Annotated in this window: 15 protein-coding genes and 1 pseudogene; 9 read left to right on the forward strand and 7 right to left on the reverse strand. The window is 34.3% G+C overall.

Going from position 1 to position 15,505, the window contains the following annotated elements; all coding sequences use genetic code 11:
• Positions 1–81 precede the first annotated feature (81 nt).
• Positions 82–453, reverse strand: a complete 372-nt coding sequence (locus tag G9371_RS17605; protein ID WP_029423773.1) for a cupin domain-containing protein — start codon at positions 451–453, stop codon at positions 82–84.
• A gap of 168 nt (positions 454–621) precedes the next feature.
• Positions 622–1,431, reverse strand: coding sequence for a TorF family putative porin (locus tag G9371_RS17610; protein WP_223241041.1), 810 nt, complete (start codon positions 1,429–1,431; stop codon positions 622–624).
• A gap of 93 nt (positions 1,432–1,524) precedes the next feature.
• Between G9371_RS17610 and G9371_RS17615 the strand changes: the two genes are divergently transcribed.
• The 5 genes and pseudogenes from G9371_RS17615 to G9371_RS17635 all read left to right on the forward strand — a co-directional run bounded on the left by G9371_RS17615 (position 1,525) and on the right by G9371_RS17635 (position 5,934).
• Positions 1,525–2,892 carry an APC family permease gene (locus G9371_RS17615; protein WP_029423775.1) on the forward strand — a complete coding sequence of 456 codons (1,368 nt, stop codon included), beginning with the start codon at positions 1,525–1,527 and terminating at the stop codon, positions 2,890–2,892.
• Between the two features lie 26 nt (positions 2,893–2,918).
• A complete protein-coding gene (locus G9371_RS17620) occupies positions 2,919–4,205 on the forward strand; it encodes an NAD(P)/FAD-dependent oxidoreductase (protein ID WP_228132222.1) in 1,287 nt (428 codons plus the stop codon).
• A gap of 3 nt (positions 4,206–4,208) precedes the next feature.
• A complete protein-coding gene (locus tag G9371_RS17625) occupies positions 4,209–4,586 on the forward strand; it encodes a hypothetical protein (RefSeq protein ID WP_002047467.1) in 378 nt (125 codons plus the stop codon).
• A 65-nt stretch (positions 4,587–4,651) separates the two neighbouring features.
• A pseudogene (locus G9371_RS17630) lies at positions 4,652–4,972 on the forward strand (DMT family transporter).
• Between the two features lie 266 nt (positions 4,973–5,238).
• Positions 5,239–5,934 carry a helix-turn-helix domain-containing protein gene (locus G9371_RS17635; protein WP_024437452.1) on the forward strand — a complete coding sequence of 232 codons (696 nt, stop codon included), beginning with the start codon at positions 5,239–5,241 and terminating at the stop codon, positions 5,932–5,934.
• Positions 5,935–5,977: 43 nt separating this feature from the next.
• Here the strand turns inward: G9371_RS17635 and G9371_RS17640 are convergent, their stop codons facing one another.
• Complete coding sequence (locus tag G9371_RS17640; RefSeq protein WP_264821701.1) at positions 5,978–7,285, reverse strand: NAD(P)/FAD-dependent oxidoreductase; 1,308 nt, start codon at positions 7,283–7,285, stop codon at positions 5,978–5,980.
• 643 nt (positions 7,286–7,928) lie between these two features.
• Entirely contained in the window at positions 7,929–8,744 is an 816-nt protein-coding gene (locus tag G9371_RS17645) for a MoaF C-terminal domain-containing protein (protein WP_029423776.1), read from the reverse strand.
• A gap of 234 nt (positions 8,745–8,978) precedes the next feature.
• Here G9371_RS17645 and G9371_RS17650 point away from each other — a divergent pair, with 234 nt between their 5' ends.
• Positions 8,979–9,557, forward strand: coding sequence for a TetR/AcrR family transcriptional regulator (locus G9371_RS17650; RefSeq protein WP_029423777.1), 579 nt, complete (start codon positions 8,979–8,981; stop codon positions 9,555–9,557).
• A gap of 484 nt (positions 9,558–10,041) precedes the next feature.
• On the opposite strand, the gene G9371_RS19355 is transcribed toward G9371_RS17650, so the two are convergent.
• Positions 10,042–10,170, reverse strand: coding sequence for a hypothetical protein (locus G9371_RS19355; protein ID WP_255320762.1), 129 nt, complete (start codon positions 10,168–10,170; stop codon positions 10,042–10,044).
• Positions 10,171–10,464: 294 nt separating this feature from the next.
• Between G9371_RS19355 and G9371_RS17660 the strand changes: the two genes are divergently transcribed.
• Positions 10,465–11,274, forward strand: coding sequence for a helix-turn-helix domain-containing protein (locus G9371_RS17660; RefSeq protein ID WP_029423778.1), 810 nt, complete (start codon positions 10,465–10,467; stop codon positions 11,272–11,274).
• A 101-nt stretch (positions 11,275–11,375) separates the two neighbouring features.
• Here G9371_RS17660 and G9371_RS17665 read toward each other — a convergent pair whose 3' ends face one another.
• A complete protein-coding gene (locus G9371_RS17665; protein WP_001278392.1) occupies positions 11,376–11,996 on the reverse strand; it encodes a TetR/AcrR family transcriptional regulator in 621 nt (206 codons plus the stop codon).
• Positions 11,997–12,162: 166 nt separating this feature from the next.
• On the opposite strand from G9371_RS17665, the gene G9371_RS17670 reads away from it, so the two are divergent.
• Together G9371_RS17670 and G9371_RS17675 are read left to right on the forward strand one after the other, a co-directional pair.
• On the forward strand, positions 12,163–13,740 hold the full coding sequence (locus G9371_RS17670) for an MFS transporter (RefSeq protein ID WP_001026286.1): 1,578 nt from the start codon (positions 12,163–12,165) through the stop codon (positions 13,738–13,740).
• The gene (locus G9371_RS17675; RefSeq protein WP_029423779.1) at positions 13,737–14,825 is read left to right on the forward strand and encodes an HlyD family secretion protein; all 1,089 of its coding nucleotides are present in this window, start codon (positions 13,737–13,739) and stop codon (positions 14,823–14,825) included. The genes G9371_RS17670 and G9371_RS17675 overlap by 4 nt, the downstream gene beginning before the upstream one ends.
• Positions 14,826–14,905: 80 nt before the next feature.
• On the opposite strand, the gene G9371_RS19280 is transcribed toward G9371_RS17675, so the two are convergent.
• Positions 14,906–15,505 (reverse strand): type I secretion C-terminal target domain-containing protein (locus tag G9371_RS19280; RefSeq protein ID WP_227591298.1); only part of this gene is annotated, 600 nt, incomplete at its 5' end.

Consider the following 15,505-nt stretch of genomic DNA (forward strand, 5'->3'; position numbering starts at 1 on the left):
AATTGAAATAAAAGAATAAAACATCAAATCAATGACATCTTTTTAATGGGAAAAAGCACACTGATTTGATGTTTAAACGGTTTAGACAACAGCAAAATAATGTTTGATAAAGAAGTCTGATTTGACTTCCCATACCGTTGAAGTTCCTTTTTCGACTACCCAGAAATCACCTGCTTTAAATGTTGTAGTCACCCCAGTTGATTCATCAGTAATAGCTACCTCACCAAAAACAATCACAGCCTGCTCACTGAATGGGTATACCAATCGGTATTTACCTTTTTCTGTACCAAAATAACCTGAGCTAATCGCATCTGTAGGGGCACCTAAAGACATTTTTCCGAAGACCTTTACATTTGGTGAACCATCTAATACTTCACCACCTAGATCTGTAATCTGTCCCCATCCATCCAAATCTTCAAGCTGGTTGAGTTTTCCGATACTTGTTAAAGCCATTTGCTTACCTCTACATTTATTTCAATTTACACATGAAAACTTTTTCAAAAATGCTGAATTCATGCCTGACGGGCTATTAATAACAAACTAAGATTTGCCAATCTTGTAAAAAAACGACATAGGTACACCTTATATATTTCAATCAATAACAATATGTTTTTCAGTACTCTAAAAGTTTTTCCCAACGCTCAAGTAGAGCGTCCCTTGCATATTTTTATTAGATGTATCAATCGTGGTATCAATCCATGATAATTCCGCGTCTAACCCTTTAAGTGTTGCGCGGACTCCTATTTTGTAATCGACGTAAGCTTTTTGAGTTCCCTCACCACCAAACACTTGTAGAAACTTTTCCTTATTTTCAAGTAAGGTATAACCGGCTGAACCAAATAAGTTAAATGTATTGTTTAAAGGGTAACTATATGAAATATTTGTATAATATTCTTTCCCAGAACTGGTTGTGTAATCTGGTGAAAAATAAAGTGCGGCACTAAATTTATCCTTGGTCATGAACAAATTGACCCGGTTATAAATTAAATTGAACTCATTGAAATCAGCATTCAATTCACTTGGTGAACCCACATAGTTAACATCTACAACTCCGATGTCTAAGTAGGAATGCTCACTTAAACTCCAGATGTAACCTAAAAAAATATCAGCCTCTATAGAGCTTTCAGGATAGACATTTTGATTTGACGCCCATAAATTCAAATAAGCTCCAGACTTATGAGAGAAATTAATCCCCCCTTGTATAGCTGGTTTCCTATTAGTCATAGATACACCGCGAAAGTTGTATTGATTTGCCAGAAGCACATTCCCAGTTATATGAATTGAGCTTAATTCTTCCATTTGAGATTGAGCATATGTCACGTTTGTCATTAAAAAACTAATTAAAAGAAAAGGCAGCCTTTTATAAATTTCCATCTCAAGCCTCCTTGTTGATATGGTTTGCCTAGCATTCTCTGCATAAGAATCATCCATGTTCTGTGTTCATAAAAAATCACCCGAATGGGTGATTTTTAAAAATTAATTTGCAGCTTAAATAATCAAACAATCTTTTAAATGGAATTAAAGATGTTGTTAGATAAAACATTAAAGTGGACAGATGCTTTTGCTCTATCAATGAGTGTCTCAGGAGCAATTTTTGCGTCTTTCGGTTTTGCACTCGGATATTTAGGAGCATTTACCGCAATTTTTGTATGGGTTTTCGCAGCTTTAATTGGCAGTTTGCAAAATTGGTTCTTCTTAGAAGCAGCCACTATGTTTCCAGATAAATCGGGTGGCATTGCCCTCATCGCAACAGAAGGCTGGAAAAATAAATTTTCGTTGGCTGGTCCCATTGCATCTTTTGGTTATTGGATGGGATGGTCTGCAGTTCTATCAATTGTTGGTGTAAGTGCCGGTTCAATTATCAAAGAACAATGGTTCCCTAAAAGCCATTTCACTTTGTCATTAGGTTTTACTAGTCTGGAATTACCCCAAATATTTGCAATTGTAATCATCATTTTATTTTGGATCCTGAATCGACGAGGAATTGACCTTGCTGCAAAGGTCTCAAAAATTATGGGGATTTTTCTTTTAATCCCAGTCTCTGTTCTAGCTTTGGCCCCTTTTAGTAGTGATTGGCAATTAGAGCGATTATGGCAAAACTTTCATTTGGAGCACTTTACAACACTAAGTGGCTTTAAAGTTTTAGCTATCTGGTTATTTTTAGTCTGTTGGAGTTCATACGGTACCGAGATGTGCGCGAGTTTTGCACCTGAATATAAAACCACTCGGGATATGAAGCTTTCAATCATTAGTTCTGGTTTTTACACCGTGTTGGTTTTTCTATTTGTCGGTATTGGTATATCAGGACTAGTTGATGCCAAAACAGCTCTAGCTAATCCCAACGGTTTCTATATCGATATGTTTATAAAACTTACTGGTGAGCGCTGGACACCATTATTTAGTATTTCTCTACTCTTTGCGCTATTTATGGGTGTGAATGCAGGTATAGCCGATGGATCGCGTGCCTTATACGGTATGGCACAAGAAGGGCTCACCTTAAAACAATTCAGCAAGTTGAACAAACACAATATTCCAGAAAGATGCATTGTTGTTGCAGTAGTGATTAATGTACTTATGATTATTTTCCTTAAATCACCATTAGCAATCCTAATTGCAGCAAATTTGGGTTATGTACTTTCAATATTTTTTGCATTAACAGGTTATTGCTTATTAAAAAATAAATACAAACAACAAAATCGAGAAATAAAGCTTAGTCAAAAATGGATTCCTTTTGCTTACCTTCTCTCTATTTATACCCTCATTATTTTAATCATTGGTGTGATTTATACAGAAGAAGCTGGCTACGGCTCTATTAAAGAACTACTTAGCGCAGTACTTATTTTATTAACTTCACTCATCTTTTATTGGTTTCGGAAAACCTTTCAGAAATAAGGATATAGATCATGTTATCAGTTGAAATGCCAACAACCTATTATACGACCACAAAAAAATATGACTTACACTTTCCAAATTTGGAGGATGATATTGATGTAGATGTAGTCATTATTGGTGGTGGATTCTCTGGTGTGAATACCGGTCTTGAACTAATTGAACGCGGTATAAAAAGTATCGCCATTCTTGAAACTAATTATATTGGATTTGGGGGGTCAGGTCGTAATGGTGGCCATATTATGGCTGGAATTGGACATGATCTTGATCGTATTAAAAAATTTGTTGGACAAGATGGCTTAAACACAATTTTTGAAATCAGTGATTCCGGCTCGCGTATTATTAAAGAGCGTATCCAAAAATATAATATTGATGCAGATGTGGTATGGGGATACGGCTATCTCGGATTTAACAATCGTCAAGCTAAATTATTAAGACAATGGGAAAAAGAATACAAGAGTATTAACAATGATGTTGAAATTGAGTTTCTTGAAGGTGTTGAAGTAAAAAAAATAGTCGGTTCAGATAGCTATGCCTGTGCGTTAAAACATATGGGCAATGGTCACTTTCATTCTCTCAATATGCTCTTGGGGTCAGCGAAAGCTTTTACCGACCAAGGAGGACAAATTTACGAATACTCTCCTGCTGTAGAAGTAACCTACGGTGAAACAATCAGAGTTAGAACACCGAAAGGTTCAGTTAAAGCGAAAAAATTATTGTGGTCATGTGGAGCTTTTTTAAATCGTTTAGAGCCTTATTTACATAAAAAGACCATCAATACTTATGCTTTTCAACTTATGACAGAGCCATTAAGTGATGAACTCATCCATCGCATAAGCCCTATTCGTGGAGCTTTTAGTGATATTCGCCCTGTAATTGACTATTACAGGATAACTAATGAAAACCGTTTGTTATTCGGTTCTGCGACAGCAATCACGGAATATATTCCATCTGACTTAAAGAAATGGAATAGACAATTAATGCTGAAAATCTTTCCTTATTTAGAAAATGTTCATATCGATTTAGCATGGGGTGGCCCTATGGAATGTTCAGCCACCCTCTTCCCACAGATTGGCAATCATCCTGAACATAAAAATGTTTTCTTTGTACAAGGATATTCTGGCTTTGGTGTAACACCGAGCCATGTCATCAGTCAGGTGGTCGCAGATGGAATGATGGAAGGCTCTAAATATTGGGACGTCATTAGCGCTATCCCTAAAGCAAGTGTTTGGGGTAAAGAACACTTCAAATCACTATTACTTACAACTGCGAAATTTATCCACCAATTGGAAGGCTATGCCAACGGGAGACGTTAAATCATGCCTAAAACAATTTTGAATACCAAATTGGAGCTCCTACAAACGCTTTGGAAGCAAAAAGATGTACAAGGAATCTTTGATCATCTTTATGTAGATAAAACCGAGATTAGTGGGCAAGGTACGACTGAGTTATATACAGGTAAAAATAAACTAATCAACTTACTAAAAGATCTTGTAGAGGGATCTTGTGATGTTAATCTTCGTATTTTTAAAAGCACTGAATTAAGCAAGCAATTAATACTCACATGGGTAAATTGGACAGTTTATACCGATGATAGAAATGATCATTTTACAATGAAAAGTCTCTTTTTATGGCAAGAAATTGATCAAGACTGGAAGATTATCGCTGATATGTATGCTGATGACGCAATAAATTAATGAATTAAGGACAATCTCTCAGATTTGGGAGATTGTTATTTTTTTATTATCGGGATAATTTTCTGATGCTTAAATTCTTATTATGTATTGCTATATTAATCGAAACAATTGCTACAACTTTTTTTTAAAGCTTTCTGATGGCTTTACCAAACCTCTTTTTAGTTTCATTACAATCCTCGGTTATATAGTTTCCTTCTATTTGCTCTCTATAATCGTAAAAGAATTACCAATTGGAATTGTTTACGCAGTATGGTCTGGTATGGGTATCATCTTGGCAAGCTTTTATTGGCTATTTTTTGTTTAAGCAAAGCCTAAATATTTCAAGCCTAACTAGTATCACTTTTATCATTACAGGTGTAGTTCTTGTTAATTTTTATTCGACATAATTCTAAATAAAATCATATAGATAAAATAAAAAATCAAGCTTAAAGTTAAATAATTTCAAACGAATATAGACAAAATTAGTTAACATGTTAATATTTATTCATTGCTGAAGGACTTAGCAAGTAGATGAATAAGGGACATACCAGTATTTCTTTAAGTAATTAATTCTTGAGTTTGGGAAAATTCCAATTTTAATAAGAAGTTAATTAAGAAATATAATGATCGCTCTGAATTCATCACGTAATTTAATATTACAGGATGACTGATTATGTTGAGCCGCTCAAACTATATGAAAGTTTTTAATGAGCTTGATGAGATTTATACCTCTAAATCTTTTGAACATCTCAGTCTTTTAACTTTTTTAAATAAAAATGTATATGAATCTCCAATGATTTATTGGAATATCAATACGAAAAATGAAATTAGCTATGACTGTTCACTAGGTATTGATGATAATTTTATAGAGCTTTATCATTTATATTATAAAGATTTAGATAATTTACATCCAAAAAAAATAGGAAATTACTTTTTAAATCATAGCAATATAGTATGCGAACTTGACTATATGAATAAATCTGATTATGAGAAATCGACTTTTTATAATGAATTTTTAAAGAAACAAGATGCTTATAATATTATACAATTACATCTAACTCATAAAAATAAAGCATTTGGAATAATTAATTTTTTAAAAAATAAAAATAAAAACAATGACTACCTGAGTTTAAGTTTTTTAACAAAAATTATTTCCAACCATGAATTTTATAAAAATAATTGCAAAACAATTAATCAATACGATCTCACAAAAAGAGAGTGTGAGGTTTTTAAATTATTAAAAGATGGTTTTTCATATAATGAAATTTCATCAAAACTATTTATTAGCTTGAATACAACGAAAACGCATTCAAAAAATATTTTTTCAAAACTTAATATTCAGTCACGTTATGATTTAAAAGACTTTTAAAAGGAATATCAAAAGATATTCCTTTTCTAGTATCCACTTTCTTCTAACGGCGTCCCTGCCCATAGCCTTTAATTTGGTGCAATACCTTACCTAACGTGCACATTGTTGCTCTCATTGAGTCTTTAAAAGGTATTTCTGGTTCAGAGACTGAACTCAGTAACTTAAAGTGCTCACTTCCCCCTAATATCCCTTGAGCAAGAATTTTGCAAATAATCTGACTTGGGGTGACACCAAAACCACAGTAACCTTGAACAAAAAAGACATTATCGTGGTCTTTTAAAGTACCAATTTGTGGAAATAAATTTTTAGTTGATGCCATTGGCCCACCCCAAGCAAGATCGATTTTTACATGCTCCAGATAAGGGAATACCTTAAGCATTAATTGGCGGTTCCACTCTTTTAAGTCTTGAGGAATATAATCTACTAGCGGTGTTGCAGCACCAAACAACAACCTGTTTTCTTTAGTTACACGGTAATAATCAATTACTGGGCGAATATCGCTATATGCCCCACGAATCGGACTTATCCTATTTATTAATTCATCACTTAAAGGCTCAGTCATTAGCTGAAATGCATATGTATTAATTGTTGTTTTATGTAATTCCGGTTCTAACTTGTTTAAAAAACTATCGCAGGCCCAAACCATTTTATTAGCCTTTACACAGCCTTTTGCTGTTCTCACTGTAATTTTTTTTCCATACGTCACTTCAACTGCTGGTGTATGTTCAAAGATTTTTACCCCATAAATTTCACTACATGCTTTAGCTTCGCCCAAAAGTAAATTTAATGAATGAACATGGCCTCCCCCCATATGGACAAGCGCACTGCCATAAACTTCAGAACCAATAACCCGTTGGACATCTTTTCCTTCAAGATAATAAATCTCGTCCCGGTTATTCATGGTCTTAAATTGCTTTTCCCAGCTTTTTAATGTCTTAGCTTGACGAGAGTTAAAACCTAAATATGTATAGCCATTGGTAAAATCAGCATCAATATTATATTTTTGAATACGCTCACGCATAATTTGTGGGCCAAGCTCACTAAGTTCAAATATTGTTTTCAGCCCTTCTTCACCTACTTCATGTTTAATATTATCGAGGTCATGGCCTATACCAGCCATAACCTGTCCACCATTACGACCTGAACCACCAAATCCTAAATAACGGCCTTCTAATACGACAATATTCTTTACCCCCTGTTCAGCTAACTCCAATGCAGTATGAATACCAGAAAAACCACCACCAATAATGACAACATCTGCATCAATATCCTGTTCAAGCTGTGGAAAATTCAAAAAGTACTTTTTGGTCGCTGTATAGTAAGTCGCTGTTTCATCTGTATGCATCGTCATCTTCATCCATAATCAACTTATTTGTTCTCATTATTCGTAAATTATGGATTTTAAGATTGTAAAAAAACGACATAGGTACACCTTATATATTTCAATCAATAACAATATGTTTTTCAGTACTCTAAGAGCTTTTCCCAACGCTCAAGTAGAGCGTCCCTTGCATATTTTTATTAGATGTATCAATCGTAGTATCAATCCATGATAATTGCACGTCTAACCCTTTAAGTGTTGCGCAAATTTTTACTTTGTAATTAAGATAAACTTTTGAGGAATCACACCATACCCTTGTAGAAACTTATCTTTATTTTCAAGCAAAGTATAACCAACATATTCAAATAAGCTAAATATTAGGACAACTAAACTATATTAGAGTTTGTTCACACTCTAATAAAACATAAAAGTCTAATTTAAAATATATAGAAGGGATATAAATATCCCTTCTATCGAATGCTTTTTCTAGACTGATAAAATAATTATTGAAACAAATCTTATTGTCCTTGCATCTATAAATATTTAAATCACCTTTAGCAGGAAAGTTGCTATTACTCATATAGAATGCAAAACAACTAATAGCCGAGGTTCTAATAGAACAGTTTTGCTTCTTTTATTATTCAGCATAAAAATCTAATCGGTTTAATTAACTTCAGTGCTTATTATAGTCTTGTGGATATTGAGTTTCATTTAATACAGATAAACGAGAATTAAATGGCAAAAGAACAGGTTGATCTTTATAGTCATCCCAGCACATCATACGGCCAATAGAGCGCTTTTCTCGGAAGTCTATAAGTAGTACGGCTTCTACAGTCATTACTTTCTCTGTCCAAAAAAAGAGATAGAGGTCTTCTGCAATATCAAATGCCATACAACGTTCAGTATCAGCTATACCTTGTTCTCCACCACGTACACAATGCCAAGTAAAAGTCCCTGGTGCAAGATATATATGTTCATATGCCTCAACATCGCTGTAACGATAAAAAACTCGTTTACCAACTAAACTTGTTGAGCGTGGATGACCAAGAGTATTAATGGCTTCGAGTGTATGATGGAACATAAATTCTGTAGTACCGCGTTTTTTACCATCTTTTACAACAAATGAAGAAACACCAGTAGTTACTGCGCCAGTATTCCTATCAAAAACAAAGGTCACATTTTGAATTTCTGCTCCCTCCCCAACAATAAAGTCGATTAAAAAAATATCCTCACGCGCTTCAATTGCTTTATAAGTTGCGCTGCCTTCCTTTGGCATAGTGCCACTATTATCAGTCCAAGTGAGTTGAGATAAACTTATAAAGTGATAATCGATCTTTTGTCCATCAGCATTTGTAAGAGACAAGGAAGTTCCTACTAATGAAGAAGATGCAGGTAATGTTTGCTCACCAAAGCCATCTAGCATTTTAGAAACTGCAGGCCATTGATTTTCAGGAATATAATCCATAAATGTATTTGTTTCAGTTTTCATTGAGTAATCTCTCCATTCATCAGCACCAAACTAAGCATTTGCTTAGTTTCAATAACTATGCATTTGCTTAGTTTGATTGTCAAGTAGTCATGATGGTAATTTTGGATACTATCGATTAGATGATTTCATATAAAAGTAAGTAAACTAATGAATTAATTCATTTCATATAGAAAATTGGGGATTTAAAACTTTATAATCAGAACTTGATTCTGAAAAAGGGTTCATATGTATAGTATGGCTACACGAGATATGCATGACATTAGTAATAATAGATACGGCTCAGGTCGTGATGCTTTACTTAAAGCAACAATAGAAATTGTTGGACAACAAGGATTACATGGCCTTACATTTCGTGCTGTTGCAGACTTAGCAAATGTAAACAATAGTTTAGTAAGCTATCACTTTGGTAATAAAGACTCTCTTCTTCGAGAAGCTGCGCATTGGGCTGTTTCATATGCAATTAGGTTGAGTGATTTCTCAGAGTTAATAAATCAAAGTGATAATTTTGCAGAATCTTTGGTTAAATTTGTGGAAAGTGATCCTAATCTGCATCTTTTTCAATATGAGTTCATATTGGAGTCGAGACGACGCCCAGAACTTAGACGTGAAGCTGAGACTCTTTATGAAACATATATAGATGCTTTGGAGAAAGTCTTACTACATCATGGTCATATAAATTGTCGTTCTTTAGCAAGAGCAGTATTTGCAGCTTTAGATGGGCTTATTTTTCAACAGCTTACAATTAGCGATTCAAAAACTATACAAAAAGCGATTTGTTGTATTGGAGAGTTAGTAAAGAGAGATAGCGCATAGCTAATTAATAAAATGCAAGTAACAAAATCCTTTATAAAAAATAATTTAATATGTTAATTTTTTTAAGTAATGTCAAAGGTATTAATAGATAGATGGACACAGAAAATGAAGTTTCATTAAAAATTTTATTAGTTTGAATACTGCCAAGACCTATATAAAAATATTTTCCAAAATTTGGTATTCAGTCTCATTATAGTTTAAAACAGTTTTTTAAAAGGAATATCATTTGATATTCCTTTTCTACTATTTGTTTTATTCTAATGACGTCTCTGTCCATAGCCTTTAATTTTGCGCAAAATCTTACTTAACGTGCACATAGTTGCTCTCATTGAATCTTTAAAAGTTATCTCGACCCACTTCATGTTTAATATTATCAAGGTCGTGTCCAATACCAGCCATAAACTTTCCGCCATTACGTCCTAAGCCACCAAATCCTAGGTAATGGGCCTTGAGTACAACAATATTACACCTTGTTCAGCAAGTTCTAGTGCAGTATGAATACCTGAGAAAAACCATCACAAATGATGACAACATCCGCATCAATATCCTGTTCAAGCTGAGGAAAATTTAAAAAGTATTTTTTCGTTGCGGTTTCATCTGTATGCTTCGTCATCTTCATCCATAATCAATTTATTTGTTGCCATTATTTTATTCGTAGATTGTGAATCTTAAGGTTGTAAAAAAATGACATCAAATAAACATTTGATTTAAAATATTTTATTAAATTCCTCAGTTTCTGATTGCACTATTACAGTACTAATTTGCTCCAATTTAAGGCAACAAAAACGATAGACGGTGTTGAAAAAGACAATAAATTAGTTAATATATTAACTAATAAACGGACTTTTACTTACTTGGCATGGAACTTGCTCTGCAAAGTTCAATGTAGCGTTATGAGATTATTTCAATGGATATGAGTTCTTATACTAAAGAAAGTAAGCAATTAGCTCAATTCTACTGTGAGCAACCTTTTTTTAAAAAAAGGATATATAGTTATCAAAGATGTGATATTTTCTCAAATATAATTTCCGAGTTTTATCGATTAGATATACCCAATATTGAATATCCTATTTTGGCTGTTCCTGATGGATGTATTGATATTTTATTTGAATGTAATCCTCAACACCCACAAGCCCATATTTTTGGTTCTATTCTTAATTCTGAGGTGGTTCCCTTAAAAGAAAACTCTCCTTATTTTGGTATAAGATTTTTACCTGGAATAATTCCTAGCTTTATTAAAATGTCAGGTGAAGAAATTTTAAATAAATGCTTAAATTTTAATGAAATAATTCCTAATAAAAAATGGTTTATTGAAAAAATTTCTTCTGAAGAATCTATTGATCAACAAATTAATTTATTTTTAAATACTTTTTCTGAAAAACTCAATATGAATCTTTCAGCAACAACTCAAGAAATCCTTCATCTTATTATTAATAAAAATAATGAAATAAAAATTAAAGATCTTGAAAAATTAACTGGTTATTGTAGTCGCCATATCCAAAGAGTATTTAAACATGATGTTGGAATGAGTATAAAAACTTTTGCTTGTATCATTCGCTTTCAATCGGCAATGCAAGCTATGAATACATCAAAATCTTTAAAACTCTCTGATTTAACATATGATTTAGGCTATAATGATCAGGCTCATTTTCATAAAGAGTTTAAAAAATTTAGTCAAATGTCTCCATCTGATTTTATAAAATATTTTAAGAATTAGTGTGAAGTCAATTTTGATAAGCTTATAATATGGGTGCCTTTACCTTAATTTTATGGCACCTACCTTCTCTTTCAGGTCATAATAAATAAACTGCCCAGAAATCAATCTAGTTTGTAATTAATATTTTTTAAAAATAAATCAACAGCGTATTCAACCCAAGTACTAATTTCATCAGCTGAGATTAAATAATCAGGATGAGTCAAACATTTTAGGTGGGCATCACTTCTTAAAAGCGATAAAAATATATTTGCTGCGACTTCCGAAGAAGACGTTAATTCAATTTCTCCTTGTTTAACCGACTTTTCAAGATAACCTGCAATAATATTTGCTAGACGTTGTGGTCCCACTTCAAAGAACTTTTCGGATAATTCCGGGAACCTTACAGCTTCTGCAATACAGACTCTAAAAAAAGCCAAACCTGAATGCGATAAGATAAAGCACAGATAAGTTTTCCCAATTTCGGTTAAAGCTGAACGTAAATTTTTGGCTTTTGTCTCAACCGACATAATTTGTTTTTGCATGTTGGTACATTGGCGTTCAATGACCGCAGCAAACATCGCTTCTTTATTTTTAAAACAACCATACATGGTCGCTTTTGAAACGCCCGCTTCTTTTTGAATCATATCTGTCGTTGTCCCACTAAAACCATGGATCAGAAAAAACTTTGTTGCTGCATCCAGAATTTTTTGATCTTTCTCATTCGTTTTAGTGCAATCAGACATACGACCCTACAAACATATTTAGCAATTTCATTCTTAGTGTAACTCATCGAAAAGTTCAAAATCGAGAATTGACGTAAATTTAATAAGATAGTAGAGTACCGATCGGTACAGTTGAGCTTAATCACTGCTATAAGCATTAAGCTCATTTTAAAATTTAAGGTAAAAGATGAATATACGACCACTCATCGGTTTGGCAGGTGCAATTTTTGCAGCCATGACTGTCGAATTTAATAACCGAATTAGCAGCATTACCTTGGTCGATATTCGCGGTGAGATGGGTATTAGTGTCGACTCTGGTTATTGGGTCAGCAGTATTTATGCCAGTGCCATGATTATTGGGATGATCCTGTCCACCAGTTGGGCCGTTATTTTTTCTATGCGTCGGGTTCTTCTTTTTGCGATAGGACTTTGCCTCTTCTCTAGCGTATTAATTCCTTTTAGCCCAAATATCGAAATATTTTATTTATTACGGGGCTTACAAGGACTCGCCAATGGCTTAACTATTCCTTTATTAATGGCATGTGCACTTAGATTCCTAGGACCTGAAATTCGTCTATGGGGCTTGGCCTGCTATGCATTGACAGCAACTTTTTTCCCAAACTTAAGCGCTGCACTTGCTGCCTTTTATTTAGATGTGATTGGTTGGAAGATGATATTTTTCCAAACCATTCCTTTTTGTGCTTTAAGTGCTGCGTTAGTTTACTTCGGTATTCCGCAAGATCCGTTAAATTACTCAAGAATAAAAACTTACGATTGGACTGGCGCGATTCTAGCCATTATTGGTTTGGCAAGCCTTAGTACCATGCTTTTGCATGGCAATCATTTGGACTGGTTCCATTCAAAATTGATTTGTGTTTTGGCTTTAATGAGTGCCATTACCCTACCTTTATTTTTAATACATGAATGGCGCTATCCAACACCATTAATTAAACCGCAAATGCTCGAAATACGAAATTTTGGTTATGCTGTTATTGCGTTGTTCTGCTTTGTGGTTATTGGTATGTCAACCAGTACATTACCCCTTAATTACTTAAGCGCTGTGCATGGTTATAAGCCTACTCAAACCATGTGGATTGGCTTACAAATTGCCGCATTACAATTTATCTATATCCCGATTGTTATTAAAGTTTTGAACCAAGCTTGGGTTGATAGCCGATATGTACATGGCTTTGGTTTACTTTTGGTTATGGTTGGCTGCTTAGGGGCAAGTCAACTTGATACGACTTGGAACCAAGATCAATTCTATTTTTGGCATGCAATCTCATGTTTAGGACAAACCTGTGTAGTGCTTTCGCTCCTCATGATGGGTACAAATAGTGTCCACCCAACTATGGCAATCTATGCTTCGCCTATGATTAACACCCCACGTGCTATTAGCGGCGTACTCGGTGTGTGCCTTTTGGACTGGGTCAATCGAGTACGTGGTGAATACCATTCAACACGGCTGATTGAAAATACCGCACAACATGTTTTTCAAAATATTCAAGGCCCTGTTATTAATCCTCTTACCCCACCTGTGCTGAGTGCAGATGGTACCGAACGTGTTTCCGGTGGTTTATCTGCCTTAAATTCTGCGATTCAGGCACAGCAATCGGTGTTAGTCATTAGTGATCAATATCTGATTTTAGCGGGACTTACTGCAATTTTATTTATCGTTATGCTGATTTTGCCAGTTAGAACTTATCCACCACGCATTGCTCTCATTAAGTTAATGAATAGTCATAACTCAGGAAAATCTTTATGAGTACTCTCGAAGCCCAAGATCACTCCATGACCGAGTCACCCAAGTTAACAAAGATGCAATATCTTAAGAAACACTGGGTTATGGTTATTGCATTTATAGTCGTTCTAGTTTCCATTTTATGGATTTTAAAAGTTATATTTTTACCTTCTTCCATTGTTAAAACTGACGATGCACGGGTAGATGTCGAGTACTCAACCATTGCTCCCAAAGTGTCAGGTAATATTGAAGAAATTTATATTAAAGATCACCAGACCGTAAAAAAAGGCCAGCTTTTGGCACGGATTGATGCACGTGATTATCAGGCGGCTTTAGCTGAAGCTGAATCTAATTATGCCAAAGCACAAGCTGACTTAAATGAAGCAATGATGGCAGTAGAAAGACAACCCACTGTTATACGAGAAACAGAGGCCCAGCTTAGAAAAGTAGAAGCCGGCATTAAACTCACTAAAGATAATACCGCACGCTATGAGCAATTACAGGCACTTGGTGCTGAATCTAGATTGATTACACAACAATCAAAAACCACATTGACCGAGCAATATGCCGACTTGGACAGCAGTAAAGAAAAAGTCATTGATGCGCAGTATCAGCTCCACCAATATAAGATTCAGGTTCAAGCTAAACAAGCGGCTTTGAAACAAGCCCAAGCTGCGCTTGATAAAGCAAAACTGAATCTGAGCTATACAGAAATTCGAGCGCCTATTGATGGCATGATTGGGCAAAAATCTGCAAATGTGGGCAACTTTGTTGGCGCAGGTAATCCACTCATGGTGGTTGTGCCTTTAGATCAAGTGTATGTAGAAGCAAACTTCCGTGAAATTGAGCTAAAACAAATTAAAATCGGCCAGCCTGTCACTGTTTATGTCGACGCTTACAATGTTGAGTTAAAAGGTGTGGTAGATAGTTTTTCACCATCGACTGGTGCATTCTTCTCGCCAATTTCAGCAACAAATGCGACGGGTAACTTTACTAAAATTGTTCAGCGTTTACCTTTACGCATCAAACTCCTTGAGAACCAACCTGATATTAAATTGTTGCGTCCTGGTCTATCTGTTGTGGTTTCTGTGGATACCACTAAAAAATAAATTTGAGGATGTTAGTATAATTAAGAAAAAAGAGACCATTCACTGGTCTCTTTTTAGTTTCTATGTTAGATCACAACTATTTAATGAATAAATGCATTTGAAGCCATTAAATCCTCTAACGTATAGTGCTTACCAGTAAGTAGAATTAATTCTTGTGAATGATAAGTGGATTGATTAGAGCCATCTCTATCTACAGACATAACTACTCCAGCCTGTGTATCTTTTACCGTTATAAATTCTTGAAGGTTTCCCTTGTTATTTATAAGCAATTGTGACAAATCAAGTTTATCATTCTCTGAAAGATTAAAATCTGTCCACTCTCCATTACTATTACCACCTAAATTATCAATGTCATCAAGAACTTTGAAAATTAAAGTATCTGCACCTGTATCTAAAGTATATGAATATGTCTGGTTGGCTGTAGCTGTCTCAACTACATCATTATCAAACGTACCCACTACTGTTTTAGCAATATGTTGTTCTATTTGCGCTTTATCCCAAGTCGTTCCATCATCAAATACAATAGATGATAATTGTCCCTCACCAAAATGAATGGTAGCAGTTGAATCATTAAACGTAATAACTCTATCCGCACTAGTCTGTTTTAAAATAATTTCATCAGCTGAAACTGATTTTAAATAAAGTGTATTTTGTTCATTTGTATTATCTAAGATATGAAC

This window comes from Acinetobacter sp. EKM10A (genome assembly GCF_011075215.1).
Taxonomy (GTDB): Bacteria; Pseudomonadota; Gammaproteobacteria; order Pseudomonadales; family Moraxellaceae; genus Acinetobacter; species Acinetobacter baumannii.